Below are 15,666 nucleotides of genomic sequence, written 5' to 3'. Positions count from 1 at the left end.
AAACTTGTTCGTCGTCTTGCTCGTCATAGCCCCATCCTCTCAGGAGTTGGAGCCTCCGACAAACCCGGGGCGGTTCACCTATGAGGCGATATAGCCTCTCTCTCTCAGATAGCTGGCGACTTGATCCGCGAGCTCTTCCGCCGTGTGATCTCCAGTTGAGAGCGTAAGTTCGGGGGTTTCCGGAAGTTCATAGGGGCTATCGATCCCGGTGAAGTTTTTGATCTCGCCGGAACGTGCCTTCTTATAGAGGCCTTTCGGATCGCGGCTCTCGGCAAGCGCAAGCGGCGTGTCGACAAAGATTTCCACGAACTCCGTTTCTTCGACAAGGTCACGCGCCAAACGGCGTTCGGCCCTGAAGGGGGAAATGAAAGAAACGAGGACGATGACGCCGGCGTCGACGAAGAGCTTGGCCGTTTCAGCGACCCGGCGGATATTTTCCACCCGGTCGGCGTCGGTGAAGCCAAGATCACGGTTTAGTCCATGCCGGACATTGTCTCCATCGAGGAGATAGGTGTGATGTCCGGCGAGGTGCAGCTTTCTTTCGACCAAATTTGCGATTGTCGATTTGCCTGCGCCGGATAGTCCGGTGAACCAAAGGATCGCAGGTTTTTGATGGTTCAGGGCAGCGCGCGCGTTTTTGCCGACATCGAGTGCTTGAAGATGAATGTTGGACGCGCGGCGCAGAGCAAACTGGATCATTCCGGCCGCGACAGTGTGGTTCGATTGCCGATCGATCAGAATAAAAGCGCCGGTCTCGTGGTTGGCCTCATAGGAATCGAATGCGATCGGTTCCGAAAGAGCAAGATTGACGACAGCGACTTCATTCAGTTCAACCGTTTTGGCGGCGAGGTGCTCGAAACTGTTGATGTCGACTTTGTATTTGAGTTCGGTCACCGTGGCGGTGACGATTTTCGCCCCGCATTTGAATAGATAGGGTCGGCCGGGAAGGAGAGCTTGACCGCTCTGCATCCACAAAAGTTGGGCAGCGAATTGGTCGGCGACCTCGGGACGCTCTTCGGGCTTTGCAAGCACGTCGCCCCGCGAGATGTCGATCTCGTCTTCGAGCTGGAGCGTGATGGCTTGGCCGGCGAACGCCGCGGGCAATTTGCCGTCATAGGTTACAATGGCTTTGATCTTCGACTTCTGTCCCGATTTGGCGACGACGATATTGTCTCCCGGCTTGATCGTGCCGGTGGCAACGGTCCCGGAAAAACCGCGAAAATCAAGGTTTGGTCGATTCACCCACTGAACGACCAGCCGAAATGGCCGCGCCTCGTGATCATCGACGACATTGACGGTTTCCAGGTGCTCTTTGAGCGTTGGGCCGGTGTACCAGGCCGTCGCGCTGGAGCGCTCCATCACATTGTCGCCGTAGCGCGCTGAGATCGGGATCGGCTGTAGAGTTTCGAAGTTGAGCGTTGCCGCGAAATCGCGGTAGTCGGACACAATGCGGTCGAACGCCTCGCGAGAGTAGTCGACGAGATCGATTTTGTTGACGGCCAGAACGACGTGTTTGATACCGACCAATGAAACGATGAAAGAATGGCGACGGGTTTGCGGCAGGATGCCGTGTCGCGCGTCGACCAGGATCACCGCAAGCTCGGCATTCGATGCACCGGTTGCCATGTTGCGGGTGTATTGCTCGTGGCCCGGCGTGTCGGCCACAATAAATTTCCGCGCCTCCGTGGTGAAAAACCGGTAGGCGACGTCGATCGTAATTCCCTGCTCGCGCTCCGACTCCAACCCGTCGACCAACAGGGCGAAGTCGATATCGTCTCCGACCGTCCCGTGCTTTCGGCTGTCGCGCGTAAGTGCAGCGAGCTGGTCCTCGAAAATCAGCTTGGAGTCGAAGAGTAGACGGCCGATAAGCGTTGATTTGCCATCGTCGACGGATCCGCAGGTGATGAAGCGCAGCAGTCCTTTGGAGTCCTGAGCGGCGAGATAGTCGGCAACGGCGTCAACGTTGTGAACGACATTTGGCTTCATCAGAAATATCCCTCGCGCTTTTTCTTCTCCATAGATGCCGACTCGTCGCTGTCGATCAGACGACCCGACCGCTCGGAAGTGCGGGCAATCAGCATTTCGCCAACAATTTCCTCAAGCGTGGCTGCGCTCGAATTGATCGCACCGGTCAACGGATAGCATCCGAGGGTTCGAAATCGCACCAGTCGGGCCGTTGGTGTTTGGCCAGGCGTAAGCGGCATGCGCTCGTCATCGACCATGATCAGCGTTCCATCTCGCTCGACAATTAGTCGTTCAGCCGCAAAATAAAGAGGAACAATAGGAATATTTTCAGTTAAAATATATTGCCATATATCGAGTTCAGTCCAATTGGACAGAGGAAAAACGCGGATCGATTCACCTTTTTTGATGCGAGTATTGTAGAGATTCCAGAGTTCGGGCCGTTGATTCTTAGGGTCCCAAGCATGCGTTTCGGTTCGGAACGAAAATATGCGCTCCTTGGCTCGGCTTTTTTCCTCGTCCCTGCGGGCCCCACCGAAAGCGGCATCGAACCCGTACTTGGTCAAAGCCTGCTTGAGAGCCTCGGTTTTCATGACATGCGTGTAGTGGGAGGATCCGTGGTCGAACGGATTGATGTTTTGAGCCCGACCTTCCGGATTTGTGTAGACGATGAGGTCCAGCCCCAACCTCTTTGCCGTCTCATCCCGAAACTCAATCATTTCCCGGAATTTCCAGGTGGTATCTACATGTATGAGCGGAAAAGGGGGCTTCGACGGATAAAATGCCTTCATCGCAAGATGAAGCATGACCGACGAATCCTTGCCGATCGAATAGAGCATGACTGGATTGCGGAACTCCGATGCGACTTCCCGCATAATTCGGATCGATTCGGATTCCAGTCGCTGAAGATGTGAAAAACGTTCCGACGACACAGTCTGCTCCTGACGGGGGTGCGAGAGGCTCAATCGAGAGCTATAGAAACCTTTGTGCTTAAGCAAGGCCATCCGATGGTCAGAAGTTTAAATAAAAAGTATAATATACCGGTATTTGGAAAATTTGGAGAAATGCTTGCTTCGACGCGTTTTGTGCCGATTCTAGAGCCATTTCTTATCGATCAGGTGGAATCACCTGATCGATAAGAAATGGCTCCAGATTCAATAGCTTGAGCAATTCCTTTTCGTTCAGATCGACCCGATCTGAACGGGAAATGCTCTAGGTCGATCTGACGAGCTTGAGTGTCTCGTCCCGTCAGAGACGACCGGAGATCTCTGCTGTTCCGCACCTCCCCGCGGTCGGACCTTGGGTCCGAGTGCCGCTGGTAAGGTCGTCTTGACGATGAACTTGTCGGGCTAGAGCTCCGTCAATTGGAAATAATGTCCGCTTCTCGATCGATTTTGAAGTCCGTGAACCATGCGGAGCCGCCGGTCGCCTCGCGATCTAAAGCGGCTCTGGCTTCGATTCTAAGGCGGAGCCACTGGGCTGGGCAATCCGTCTCGGGCACGTTGAACGCGATCTCCTCGCGAGTCCAAGACAGCGTCCCCTTAAGCGGGGGAGAGGCCGTCAGCACTTTGGCATTGTCTTGCACGCACGAGATCTGCCAGGTGAGGCCACGCGGAAGGCCGAGGCGGTTCGATTTCTCACGAAACGAAAAGCTATAGCGCCCCGGGGCGAGGACAAGGAGTTTTCTGGCAAGGTCATTAGCGCCCAACCGGCCTCGGTAGAGGTCGATCCGCAGCGCATGGTCGGCGCCTTCAGGGGATGCGATGGAAATCTCCATTCCTCTTTGTGGGACGAGGGTCCAATCGAACGGCAATCCGCTGATCGGGAATTGAAAATGTCCATTCGGAAGATAATCGAGACCGGCAGATTGTTCGTTTGGCAACGTTCCGATCCAGAGGAAAAGCGCATCCTGATAGGCGCCATTCTCGATCATGGCGTTTAAAACTGGCGCTAGTTCGTCATTGGTGGGTGGCGCGCGCGTGCCTTGGAGCGATGAAAGCACGATATATGCGGTTGGCAATGTTTCCTTGTTCCGGGAGAGGTAGCGAAGGAACCCGCTGCGCCAAGGGGGATTTTTGGCCAGGGCGTTCGTAACGGCTGTCAATCCGCTTGGAACGGTCACGAACTGCCCAAAAGAGGCGTAGAGTTGTCCGCTCACCCGGCCTGCAAAACGCAAGGTCATATCAGCATAGCGAATGGCCTCGGAAAATTCGTTGGCCGCGGCGTAGTGATTGAAAAGCCAGATATTGACCGCAAGGATGCGTGGATCCCGTGCATTGGCCGCTCTGATGACGTCTAGGGCCTGCGCATCCTCGCCATGGGCGTCGAGGCTGAAACCATAAAGGGCGAGCGCGCTCGCATTCAAAGGGTCGCGTCGGAGAACGATTTGGCTCGCCTGTTGAACGAAATCCCAGTCTCTTTCTTCAGATGATTTCGAGGCCTCGACTTGCGCGGTTTGTAGCAAATCAGCGGTCTTGGCCTTCTCAAGGGACGTTTTCGGTGAGTGCGTTGTCAGCGCTCTTGAGTCGCGATCGACCGACCCGAGAATCAAGACGACCAGGAGAAGGCCGGCGATGCCCAATAAGGACGGAACGATCCATCGTCTCCGGGGCTTACTCGCGCCGGCGACCATTTGGTCCTGGATCTTCTGTTTCCAGCCGTCCAATGTCTTGGGTCCTTCTCGTAAAAATTGCGAAAAAAATGTTGACGTAAGCTGGTTCTTCAAGTCCGTGCGGTGTCAAGTATCTAAAGATATTCCGATTTTATCGTACCTCGAAAAGGTCAATTCCATTGCTTTGATGTCTTTCCGTGCAGAAAGGCAGTTTCAATATTGTACGAAATTCTCAGGGAGACGGGGGATAAAGGCAGCTTATTACGTGTGTCCAACTCCATATGAACGAACGCGACTCATGCTTCCGCGTATCCATGTATCAAACCGTGGCGACCCTAAGGCTGCTTCGTCCGAACCTGTTCGACCGATGTGGCGGACAAGTCGGAGGCTGAGTCGAGCTCACAATCCGGGACGTCCGGGGCACTCGACGCGAGGCACTCGTCGGATACCGCAGGTGAGGGCGGTGCGTTGCCAACCGTGGCTGGAACCAGCGATATACACAGACAGACGACCGCTCCCATCGCGGGCTTCCATAGCGTTCTCAGCTTTCCGCTTTTCTCTATGCGTGGCTTCGGAACGACGATCAAGGGGAGCGACAGACGAACGGGAGCGGACGCTCTGCTCGATCGCGCTTCCAGTTGGGGGGCATGTGAGCGATCGTAGATGGCGCGTCGGGACGGCGTCTTCAGGTCGTCCCACGCGGTCGCAATGCGTGTGGCATAAACGGCTTCCCAATCCGTCCTCTCCCGATCGGGATGGAGCCAACGCATCAACCATCGTCCGTGTTCGCGGATCTTCTCTTGCGGCGCATCGGGCGCGAGGGCAAGCACGCGGTAGCTATCCTCCGCGTGATAGAACACCACCTGCTCAAGATAGAAGCGCGAGGCGCGCACGAGCAGTGCCACAGGTCTGTCGAGAAGGCGCGCGGCATGCTGAATGGTGTGTTCGCAGCCTCCGGCAATACGAACGAGCACCGTTATATCGTCGGGCAAAGACGACTGCTGACGCAGCACCTCCACGAGTGTCGGAGCGCGCAAGAGCTCCAGCGCCGTAATCAGAGCTCGAGGCGCCTGCTCCCGCACGGTCTATCGGCCTTCAGATCGGTCCAGAAGAGTATGCGTCTCCTCGTCATCCTCCTCGTCGTATTCGTCTGAGGCGCCATCCGTGAGCTGATTTTCGGCGCCATAGCCGTAGTAGCCGTAGTAGCCGTAGCCGTAATTGTAGCCGGATTGCTTGAAATTATATTTGTTGAGCACGACACCGAGTACTTCGGCACGCGCGAATTGAAGCCTCTTCAAGGCGTTGACAACACCGTTGCGCGGCATCTTGTGCGCTTCGACGACGTGGATGCAGCCCTGCGCAAAGTTCGACAAGATCAACGCGTCCGCCATTCCGCCCACCGGGGCGGAATCGACCACGACAAGATCGTATTTTTCCGAAGCGACGCTCAAAAGCGAGGCCATACGAGAGCTTGCCAGAAGATCGGTCGGGTCGGGTGGAAGTGGTCCGGATGCCATGAACTCGAGATTCGGATAGTCGGTACGCTGCACAACTTCAGGCGGACTCGCCGTCCCGACAAGACAATTCGACAGTCCTCGATTGCTCGTCGATCCCAGTCGGCGGTGAAGCGAAGGCTTCCGGAGATCGGCATCGATCAGCAGCACCCGCATGCCGAGAAGGGCGAAGTGTCGAGCGACATTAAGCGCTGTCGACGATTTGCCCTCTCCCGGACGACTGCTCGTCACCAGCAGCGTTTTTGGAACACCGGCGGAAGTCGAGAACTGAAGCGCCGTTCGCAAGGATCGATAGGCTTCATTCAAGGCAGACCGCGGATCTTCCATCTCAGAATGGTATTTCGTGTCCTCGACGTCCGGGATGAGACCGACCAGAGGCAGGCCGAGGATTTCCTCCACTTCCTCCGGCTTGTTGAAGCTGTCGTCGATGAATTCCCGCCCGAATGCGGCCATGCCTCCAAAAATGACGCCAAGAGCGAGCGAAATCGCTAGGTTCTGTTTCAGATTCGGCTTGTAGGGGCCGCCTGGTCGCTGGGCCTCGTCGACCACCGAGATGTTCGATGGGTTGCCGCCACCGCCCGCGACGCTCAGCTCCTTGTAGCGCTGCAACAGGCCTTCATAGAGCGAGCGGTTCGTGTCGACCTCGCGCTTCAGGATCGTGTATTCGATATTACGTTCCTGATAGTCCGTGACCGAGCGTTTGAGGTTCGCGAGCTCCTTCGTGAGGGAAGTCTCGTGCTCCTTGGCAGCTTCGTACTGGGCTTGGATCGAATCCTTGATGCGCTCTGTTTCCAGGCGGATTTGCGTATCAAGTTCATCAATCTGGCTCTTGAGGCTGACCATGTCGGGGAAGCCGGGCTTAAAGACTTTTAGCTTCTCCTGATATTCGACTAAAAGATCTGCTCTCTTAGCCCGAAACGTCTTGATGGCTTCGTTTTCAAGAGATTGAGGAAGGGTGTCCTTCCCCTTGACTTGATTCCAAAGGAGCTCTTGGCGAAGGCGCTCTTTGGCAGCCGTGCTCAAGGATTCGTTGGTGCTTTCCAGATTGGTTTGTGCCAACGACCCTTCGCCGCTGGTGACCAGAATATCTTTTTCTTCCGCGTAATCGACGAGCTTGCGCTCGGAGTCCTCGAGTCGCGTTTTCAGGTCTTGCAGACGCTCCTCGAGAAATTTACGCGCATGGGCTGAGGCCTCGTAGCTGCGCTCCAGGTTCATGTCGACAAAGCTGGTTACGGCGGCGTTGGCCACTTCCTGGGCAAACCGTGGGCTGGAGCTGTCAAAGCTCACAGCAACCACTTGCGAGCCGCGAATTGGTTGCACGCTTAGGCCGCCCCGAACGCGGCCGATGGCGATCGCTTCGTTGCGCTTGGCGTTGTTGGAATTCTGATCGCCGCCGCCGAAAATCGTCGACTTTACACGCGATAGAAGCGAGCCTTTGGTGGCGACGAAGTCTGGCTGTTCGCCCAAGCGCAGTTTTGCAACGATCCGCTCTGCCAGCGCCCGGCTTTTCAGAAGCTGATACTGGGTCTGGTAAAACTCCGCGCCGCCGCCACCTTCGCCGGAATCGAGTCCGGGGACCCCGTCAAGGGTCGAAACGTCACGTTTGATCTCGATGGTTGCCGTGCCGCGATAAATCGGCGTCTGCAGAAGCGTATAGACAAGGCCGACTGCCACGATCGCGATCGCAACCGCGAGCACGAGCCAACGATGTTTGAGGAGGATGCCGATATATTTCCGGATATCGATCGAATCGCCGTCTCCGATCGCTTCGGCATAAGCAGGCGCGGGGGCATAGGCCGGCGGCGGCGGGTCGCGACGTTCGGCTAACTCGCCACGCCGGGGGCCGCCAGATGGCAAATTGCGCCAGCCACCGTTGCCGGAAGCGCCTCCACCTGATCCGTGGTTGTGCGGGTCGTTCCAGCCCTCGGAGCCCCCTGAATAAGGCGAGGGCAGCTGGGCTGACGCGCGCGGCCTTCCGGAAGGGCCGGATGGCCCTCCCGCTTCATGATCTTGCGCGTCCTCGTTGCGGTCGGACCGGCGCAAATCCCAGGAATCACGCTCGCTATCCCAAGCGTCCATCGCTACCTCTCAAGACGCGAAAGTATTGTTAAAAAATGAATGGCCGGAAGAATCCGACAACACCAAGTGTTTCCTTGAAATTCCGCCAGGCGACTTTCGAACCGGAGTCATTCACCACGATGGTATCGCCGCCGCGGATGACCGGATCCGGCATTGTGCCATCTTTGATTTTGTCGATATCGAAAAGTGCGGCGAGACGCTCGCCCTTCTCGACACGGAAGATGATGACATTGTCGGAATCGGCGACACGGTCGACACCCTTCGCCATTGCCAGCACCTGTAGAAGAGAAGAAGTGCCAGGAATTTCGTAGACGCCGGGGCTTTTGACCGCACCTTCCACCGTCACGCGCTGGCTGCGATATTCCTTTACGAACACGCTGACCTGCGGGGATTGCAGATAGTTTTCGGACAGTTTCGCGGCGATATCCTGTTCAAGTTCTTGGGTGGTCTTGCCACCCGCTTTGACCGAGCCAATCAATGGCAACCCGATCTCGCCAAGCGCGTTGATTTCGACCGTCTTGGTCAGGTCGGGAACCTGAAAGACCGATACCTCCAGGATGTCCTGAGGCGCGAGGCGGTAGTCTTCGTCGGCGAGTGTCGCGGCGGCGGGAATGGAGGTCATCGACGTCGAGCCCACGCGTTTCGCCGATCCCGCAGGCGACGTTGCGCTCGTCGCCGGCGAGGAAACAGATGTCCCGCCTGCGGACTCAAATGACAGCGGCGCTCCCGAGCCGTTGGACGACGTGGCGCTGTTTGAGCCTTGCTGATCGGAACTCACACATCCCGGGAGCAGCAAAGCTGCCAGCAACAAAACGATGATCCCGGACACTGTCCGCATGCTCCTCCCCTCTCGATATCTCATGTGACCGCCGGCATCGCGAGTGCGGGAGGAGGGGCGATCTGAGACGGATCCAGATCCTTGACGATTCCAAGCGGCCGCGTCTGACACAGACGCTCAGCCTCCTCTTCTCCAAGGCGCGATGCCACTGCCGCGCGGGCCGCACTCAGGTTTGGCGGCCGGCGGCTTGTATTGTGCGCATCCGTGGCGACGATATGAACCATTCCTTCATCGAGCATCAGCTCGGACCAATAACGCGCCTGGCTCCCAAACTGCCCGGTTATGGATCCCGCCGTCACCTGGATCCAGGCTCCGGATGCGAACAGTCGCTTTATAGCCGAGAAATGGGTGTCGATCCATGAGAGCCTCTCCGGATGAGTGATCACCGGGATGAAGCCGACCGCCAGGAGGTCTCGGACAAATTCCTCCAGCCGGGGAGGAGCGACATGATGAGGTGGTTCGAAAAGAAAATAGCGGCTGTCGGCGAGCGTTAGAACGCGGCCGCTGCGAAAGCCCTGCGCGAGGTTCGGCGCGATGTGCACGTCCGCGCCGGCAACGAGGTAGAGATTGATGTCGAGCTCGAACAGATGGGCGGCCAAGTCTTCGACGGCGGCCCGGATCCGCGGCCCTTCGTTGTCGTAGACGCCGGGAGTGATGTGCGGAGTGCACGCGACGATCCGAATGCCATCCGCCTCTGCCATGCGCGCCATTTCGATTGATTGCGCGAGATCCTTCGAACCGTCGTCGAGGCCGGGCAAAAGATGGCAATGGAGATCAATCATGAAACTCTGAACCTCGGTTGCCCCCGTAGCCCCCCGAGGAAATCGAACCTGTTGCATCTCAAGTGGCGTTTTGTTCGATCGACAAAACCACCTATTTGTCGCGGCCCTTTCCGTCGGGCCGCTACGGTGTTTGGCGGAAGGACACGATCTTGGCGCACATCCGCCGATCGAAAAGACCCATGCCTACTTCGCTCCGCGCCCGGTTAGCACGGTTCCGATGGTGCGGAACAGAACCAGGACGTCGAGCCAAAGCGAAAAGTGCTTAATGTAAAAAAAGTCGTAATGAAGCTTCTCGAGCACTTCGTGGTCCGTCGCCACGTGACCCTGGTTGATCTGGGCCCACCCCGTGATACCCGGCCGGACCACGTAGCGATATCGGTAGAAGGGAAGTGCGCCTTCGAACCAGTCGGAGAGGACTTTTGCCTCGGGGCGAGGGCCGATCCAGCTCATCTCCCCACGAAGAATATTGAAAATTTGTGGCAATTCGTCGATCCGCGTGCGCCGGAGAAAACGCCCCAGCCGCGTGATCCGAGGGTCGTTGTCGCGCGTGATTGCGGCCTCGCGCGCCTTCTCCGCCGCCTCTTCGGCGCTGATCATCGTGCGCAGCTTGTAAACCGTGAAGGGTTGGCCGCGATAGCCGGTCCTGGTCTGGCGAAAGATGGCCGGCCCCTTCGATTCCAGGCGGATTAGGAGCCCGACGACAAAAAGGAACGGCAGCAGGATCGGGAGGAGCAGGAATGCGACCAACCAATCGATCAGATCTTTCATATGCAGGTAGACGCGGTTCGGAATGAGCGTGCCGAGCGTGTTTTCCGACAGGTGCTCGATTTCCACGCGCCCCGTTAGCGACTCCATCGCTTGCTTCACGTGGAAAACCGGAATTCCCCTCAGCGCGCAATCGGCAATAAAACGCTCCCAGTCGTCGGAAAGGTCGACGCGCAGATCGGCAATCACGCCGTGAATTTGGCGCTGGGGGATCTGCGGTGCCTCAAGCTTCAGCCAATGAACCCGTTCCACCCTGCCACGGTCGCGAAGTTCGATGCCGGGAAGAACGGCCAATCGCAAAAGCTCATGACGCCGCGCTACCAGGAACGCCACGAAATACCAGACGCAGGCGATGGCGAAGCTGACGACGAATTGGAACCGGCTATAGTCGAGCCGAAACAGGAAAAAGCCGATCAAGACGACCGCGTAGGAGGCGACGAAACTCGGCAAGACATAATAGGTGTCGTTGACGCCGGGAAAGCGGTTGATCTGCCGGAGGATGAGGACGCCGCCCACCACCGCAAATGCGGTGCCCAAGAGCGTGTTGCGACCGCTTGGGCTGGCCCAGATCTGCGCCAAGTCGCCTTGGCTGCGAAGAAGCAGCGGGACCACCGACGTAAGCAGCAACCCGAAGAGCAATTGGTAGCGCAGCCGGAGCAACGAGACGAAAATCGAGGAACGATCGGCGTGGCGACCCTTCTCTGTGCGCCTGACGGAAACCGGCTTTTCTCCGATCGGCCAAGTCCTGACCGGATCAACCATGGCAAGCGTTCTCCCTCAGTCGCCCTGCACCGTCCCGATAGGGCGTGCAGGCAACTGATCGCTGGCCCCCATATGGCCCGTCCGTTCGCCAACGCGCCATCAAGGCGCTCCGACGTAAAATTGTGCAGCGACGCTTCTTCATCTTTGATTGGCTCATGAAAATGACCATGACGAATGGTCGTCGCCGGACGAACCAAAATTCAGTTCACGCAATAGGCACCACAACCGTATCGAAACGATCGGCAATTGCCCGAATGACGGGCAGTTTCGCTCCCGATGGTGTCTAAAGGTTGCGGTGTCACTCCTACTCGGAAGAAAGCTTCGTGCAAGCTGCAATCGCTACAATTTTTCGGGAAGTTGCATTCCCAATCTCTTGCACTGCGGTATAGCTAATATGCGACCAAGGGTCCACACGTGAAATGCGATCAGAGGGCGCAGCTTTTGGTGTTGTTTTTACATTATACAATCAAATTTAGAGAATGGGCCTGTTTGGCACCGTTTACCGGGGCGCTTCGCTGTTTAGTTTTGGATCCCTCCGAGTGCTGCACGCAGGTTCAAGTCGAATTCGCTCTTTAGACGCCTCGCTAAAGATTGAGGCGCATGCGGAGATATTCGGTTGAGGTGGCGATAGCGCTCTGGTAGAAGCTGAATTGCTGATGGGGGTCCGCCGCTGCCGCAGAGCAGCTTAGATATGGAGCTGATGATGAAATTGATGACAGCTCTCACGCTTGTTCTAGCGGGTGCGGCCGGCATGGTCTCGGTCGCCAACGCCGAAGATGCGCCGGTCTCATCGTGCCAGGCGCTCGTCGAAGCGGGAAGCTGCTCCTTTGCCGAGGAGCTGCGCGACGTCGATAGCCCGGTCGGGTCGCTGTCGAAGGTCGAAGGACGTGTCGTTATCTCCGACAAGGAAGGGTTCACACCCGTCCGCGGCGATAAGGCGCTGAAGGTCGGGGACCGTGTCCTGTTGATGCAGGACGGTAAGGCGCTGGTGCAGGCGGGCTCCTTCAAGGCCGAGTTGGTTTCGCCTTCGATGGTTGATGCCAGCCGGGTCGACGGCTGTGGATGCCTTAAGGTGCAGGCCGATACGCGTACATTCGCTCAGTTGGGCGCTGGTGGGCTTTTTTCGGGAGTTGCCGGAGGGGGCGGAGTAGGTGGCGGTGTTGGCGGTGCTCTCACTGCCGGTGTTGTCACTGCCGGTGCCGCCGGTGCCGCGGCCGGTATTTCTGCCCAGCAGACCGGGGACGTCGAGCCTGGAAATAGCCCGCTGCAATTTCAGCAGGGTGGGCAAGGTGGTAATAACTGGACCACTTCGGGCAGCCCGTAGTCGGGTCGGTCGGATAGAAAGACGTCTGTCGGGATTTTAAGGACGGCCGCGATTGGTGCGGCCGTTTTTCTATTCGGACGCTGCGGATTTCGTGCCCAGCCTGCGCCAGCAGCGCGGATCTGATGAGTCCGCGCTCGCCCCGCTTCGATCGATCCTCCGGCGTCAACTTCGTCGCAGCTGACGAATGACGATTTTCCCTCCGGGCTGCGCGGCTTCTTCGAAAAGTGTCGATAGAGAAGCACGTCGGAGAGACCGTTATATCCACAATAAAAAAGAACGGCAGACTATTTTCCCGAAAATGTGTTTGTTGGGCGACCTTTGGGCCATGTCATGGTTCGCCAAATGATGGAGGCCCGCAAGGCGGCTCGCCCGCGGTGGTGAGCGATCACGCTCCTCTATAGTGAAGCTCGCGGAACCGTTATCGCGAAATGCGAGCCTCCGGAGGCGTAAAGCGGGCGTGCCAATCGCCGCTGCTAAAGCAATTGAGGGCGCCGGCGATGGTCTCGCGCGGCTCCAATTCGGGCTTGAGAAATCTGAAGCTCTTAATGGCAAGCCGTTTTCTTGCTGAATCGCAGATAGGCGAGAATAAATTGTTCTGTGGCGTTTCCGGATGGATGGCCGGTGTTCATTTCGGCAGGAAACGCTTTGGAGGATCGAAACCGTTTTGATGCGGGCAATGTTGACCAAAGCGTTTCAGGGTCGGAGGCACGCGCGAGACGATGCGTCGCCCGCGTCCGAGGTGGTGGCCCATTCTCCGGATCGTTCTGTCCTGGTCTATTGGTTGACGGCCGGCGTTTTTCTGGTCGCGCAAATTTTCGGGGGCGGAACCAGACAGGGGTTTGCCTCCGACGCGGTCATCGAAATCGTGGGCTTGCCATTGCTGGCCCTGGCGATTCTCCGGTGGGCGACCGCGACCGATCGCGATCGATCCTTGATCCCGGTGGCGATCCTCGGGGCGGCCGTCCTGCTGTTGTTGGTTCAACTCGTCCCGTTGCCGTCCTTTCTCTGGACCCATTTTCCGGGCCGGAGCCAATTTGCCGAGAGCTTCACTCTCAGCGATCAGTCGCTGCCCTGGTGGCCGATTTCGCTGGATCCGGCGGCGACGCTCGGCTCGCTCCTGTCTCTCATTCCAGGTGCTGCAATTTTTCTGGCCTTGTTGACGACGGACAATCTGGACCGTCGGACGATAAGCCTTGTATTTCTCGCCGCCGTGGCCGTATCGGTTGTCTTGGGCTTGGCTCAGGTGGCGGGGATTTCGACCGAAACCCTGTATTTTTACGAACGAACCAATCTCGGCAGCACGGTCGGCTTTTTCGCCAACCGAAATCACTATGCTGCGCTCCTTTATTGTGCGCTCCCGTTTGCGATGGCGTGGACCGTTCATTTCGTGACGGAGCGGCATCGCGAAGGATATCGGGTGGCGGCGCTCTCGTTTGGCGCGTTGACAAGCCTGCTCTTGCTCACGATCGCCATCTCGCTGTCGCGGTCGGGTGTATTGCTCGGCACGCTCGCCCTCGTGGTCAGTGCCTTCATGTTTAGGAGCAACATACCGGCCGGCGACCAGAAAAAAGTGCGCCTTGCCGTCATTGGAGCCGGGCTTCTGGCCGCGTTGTTGATTGCAAACTACGCGCTGCTTGGCCTGGTCAATCGGATTGCGACGACGAGTGCGGTTGACGACTACCGAAGCGTAATGTGGTCGGTGACGGCGGATGGGCTCGTATCGCTTTTGCCTTTCGGGGCGGGCTTCGGCACATTCATTCCGGTCTATCGCTGGTTCGAACAGCCGACCGATCTTTCCTCCACATGGGCGAACCGGGCTCACAACGACTATCTGGAACTTGGGCTCGAAGGCGGATTGCCCGCCCTCATTCTGATCGGTGTCTTCGTCTGGTGGTATGGACGTACAGCCTATCGGCTATGGCGGGGCGACCAGGACCAGCGCGCACAGCTCGACGTCAATCTCGCGCGGGCCGCCAGCATTTCCATCGGCCTGCTGCTCTTGCATTCCTTCGCGGACTATCCGATGCGCACGCTCGCCATCCAGGCGGTGTTTGCGCTTCTTTGTGCCTTCCTCGTCCCGCCCATTTGCCGTCCCGATGGGACTGTCCTCAAACGCCGGCGCAAGAAAAAGCGGCCGCGGACGAGCCCTGGCAAAGGGCAAGGCCGGCCACCACAAAAGCCGTCGCGCGAGCCGCCCCCGAACCGTCCGTCGACCCATGGGCCCGGAAGCAGCGTGGTCTGGACGGACTGACGGCGGACGAGAGCGATCAGGTCTCACCTTTTCTTAATTAGGATCAATGAAAAGAATTGGCTCGGGCTTTCTTTCCGAATTGGTCAAAATGGGTCGGCCATGTCGGCGATCGGATGAGGCGGTGTCGCCGCCATAAGAGGCCGGAGCCAACTGGGGCCGGGGGGACGCGCAAATATGGACACGCTGAAAGCCCGGCGTTTGCGGGCGCTTTCGTTCGTCTCGCTGTTGCTCGCGGGAGGGCTGACCGCCTGCATGAGCAACCCGGACGCGAAGACGCCGTTCGTCCGGGCGTTTGGCGCCTCATGCGGTGAGCCGTGTGTTCTCCCTTCAAGCCGTGGCGGAGAGCTCGACTATTTTGTTGCCGCAGCCGAAGAGGTGAATGCCGGGTCCAAGCAGCTCGTCATCGTCAATGGGCGATGTGCCTCGGGCTGCGCGGTCTTTGCCGATATGACACGCGATCGCGTTTGCCTCACCGATCGCGCCCGGTTCGAGTTCCACAAGGCTTCGGTCTACACGTCAGATCTGAGCGAGCGGTTGGCGGAGGTCGATCCCCCGCATTCCGACGATATTCTGGCGTGGGTCGGCAGCCAGGGGGGCTTTCCGAAAGACGGTCTTCTTGCCATGGGCGAGCGTGATGCCGAGCAATTCTGGCGCCATTGCACGCCGGGCGAGCTCACGGCCGCTGGCTTGCCGGCGGGCCGATGATCCGCGCTGCCTTATGCTTTGTTTCGCGGTTCTGACGCGCCGGATTTTGCCGAAAGCCGGTTTCCTTTTCCGC

The 15,666-nt window shown here is 58.0% G+C and carries 12 protein-coding genes; 3 read left to right on the top strand and 9 right to left on the bottom strand.

Annotation, left to right across the window (positions count from 1 at the left end):
- Positions 1 to 78: 78 nt before the first annotated feature.
- The 8 genes from cysN to HNS03_RS20640 form a co-directional block, all read right to left on the bottom strand.
- Positions 79 to 1,986 (bottom strand): sulfate adenylyltransferase subunit CysN, encoded by a 1,908-nt coding sequence (gene cysN, locus HNS03_RS20675; protein ID WP_367197949.1) that lies wholly within the window; start codon positions 1,984 to 1,986, stop codon positions 79 to 81.
- Positions 1,986 to 2,966, bottom strand: coding sequence for a sulfate adenylyltransferase subunit CysD (cysD, locus tag HNS03_RS20670; protein WP_367197948.1), 981 nt, complete (start codon positions 2,964 to 2,966; stop codon positions 1,986 to 1,988). The genes cysN and cysD overlap by 1 nt, the downstream gene beginning before the upstream one ends.
- Before the next feature lie 356 nt (positions 2,967 to 3,322).
- Positions 3,323 to 4,627: a tetratricopeptide repeat protein gene (locus tag HNS03_RS20665; RefSeq protein ID WP_367197947.1), complete on the bottom strand. Its 1,305-nt coding sequence runs from the start codon at positions 4,625 to 4,627 to the stop codon at positions 3,323 to 3,325.
- A 281-nt stretch (positions 4,628 to 4,908) separates the two neighbouring features.
- Positions 4,909 to 5,610 carry a J domain-containing protein gene (locus HNS03_RS20660; RefSeq protein ID WP_367197946.1) on the bottom strand — a complete coding sequence of 234 codons (702 nt, stop codon included), beginning with the start codon at positions 5,608 to 5,610 and terminating at the stop codon, positions 4,909 to 4,911.
- 48 nt (positions 5,611 to 5,658) lie between these two features.
- On the bottom strand, positions 5,659 to 8,166 hold the full coding sequence (locus HNS03_RS20655) for a GumC family protein (protein WP_367197945.1): 2,508 nt from the start codon (positions 8,164 to 8,166) through the stop codon (positions 5,659 to 5,661).
- Between the two features lie 28 nt (positions 8,167 to 8,194).
- The gene (locus HNS03_RS20650; RefSeq protein ID WP_367197944.1) at positions 8,195 to 8,995 is read right to left on the bottom strand and encodes a polysaccharide biosynthesis/export family protein; all 801 of its coding nucleotides are present in this window, start codon (positions 8,993 to 8,995) and stop codon (positions 8,195 to 8,197) included.
- A gap of 29 nt (positions 8,996 to 9,024) precedes the next feature.
- Entirely contained in the window at positions 9,025 to 9,786 is a 762-nt protein-coding gene (locus HNS03_RS20645) for a tyrosine-protein phosphatase (RefSeq protein ID WP_367197943.1), read from the bottom strand.
- Positions 9,787 to 9,969: 183 nt separating this feature from the next.
- A complete protein-coding gene (locus tag HNS03_RS20640; protein WP_367197942.1) occupies positions 9,970 to 11,313 on the bottom strand; it encodes a sugar transferase in 1,344 nt (447 codons plus the stop codon).
- A gap of 691 nt (positions 11,314 to 12,004) precedes the next feature.
- On the opposite strand from HNS03_RS20640, the gene HNS03_RS20635 reads away from it, so the two are divergent.
- Positions 12,005 to 12,637, top strand: a complete 633-nt coding sequence (locus tag HNS03_RS20635; RefSeq protein ID WP_367197941.1) for a hypothetical protein — start codon at positions 12,005 to 12,007, stop codon at positions 12,635 to 12,637.
- Between the two features lie 625 nt (positions 12,638 to 13,262).
- Here the strand turns inward: HNS03_RS20635 and HNS03_RS20630 are convergent.
- Complete coding sequence (locus tag HNS03_RS20630) at positions 13,263 to 13,967, bottom strand: hypothetical protein (RefSeq protein ID WP_367197940.1); 705 nt, start codon at positions 13,965 to 13,967, stop codon at positions 13,263 to 13,265.
- An 87-nt stretch (positions 13,968 to 14,054) separates the two neighbouring features.
- On the opposite strand from HNS03_RS20630, the gene HNS03_RS20625 reads away from it, so the two are divergent.
- A complete protein-coding gene (locus HNS03_RS20625) occupies positions 14,055 to 14,888 on the top strand; it encodes an O-antigen ligase family protein (protein ID WP_367197939.1) in 834 nt (277 codons plus the stop codon).
- Between the two features lie 174 nt (positions 14,889 to 15,062).
- On the top strand, positions 15,063 to 15,593 hold the full coding sequence (locus HNS03_RS20620; protein ID WP_367197938.1) for a hypothetical protein: 531 nt from the start codon (positions 15,063 to 15,065) through the stop codon (positions 15,591 to 15,593).
- Positions 15,594 to 15,666: the final 73 nt, after the last annotated feature.

It is taken from the genome of Amorphus sp. 3PC139-8 (genome assembly GCF_040750475.1).
In the GTDB taxonomy this organism is placed as follows: domain Bacteria; phylum Pseudomonadota; class Alphaproteobacteria; order Rhizobiales; family Amorphaceae; genus Amorphus.
The sequence above is the reverse complement of the archived record's forward strand: the minus strand, read 5'-3'. Positions and strand labels throughout refer to the sequence as shown.

Coding starts and splice junctions, on each gene's coding strand:
- cysN (WP_367197949.1), bottom strand. CDS start 1,986: ATGAAGCCAAATGTCGTTCACAACGTTGACGCCGTTGCCGACTATCTC.
- cysD (WP_367197948.1), bottom strand. CDS start 2,966: ATGGCCTTGCTTAAGCACAAAGGTTTCTATAGCTCTCGATTGAGCCTC.
- HNS03_RS20655 (WP_367197945.1), bottom strand. CDS start 8,166: ATGGACGCTTGGGATAGCGAGCGTGATTCCTGGGATTTGCGCCGGTCC.
- HNS03_RS20645 (WP_367197943.1), bottom strand. CDS start 9,786: ATGATTGATCTCCATTGCCATCTTTTGCCCGGCCTCGACGACGGTTCG.
- HNS03_RS20640 (WP_367197942.1), bottom strand. CDS start 11,313: ATGGTTGATCCGGTCAGGACTTGGCCGATCGGAGAAAAGCCGGTTTCC.
- HNS03_RS20635 (WP_367197941.1), top strand. CDS start 12,005: ATGGAGCTGATGATGAAATTGATGACAGCTCTCACGCTTGTTCTAGCG.
- HNS03_RS20620 (WP_367197938.1), top strand. CDS start 15,063: ATGGACACGCTGAAAGCCCGGCGTTTGCGGGCGCTTTCGTTCGTCTCG.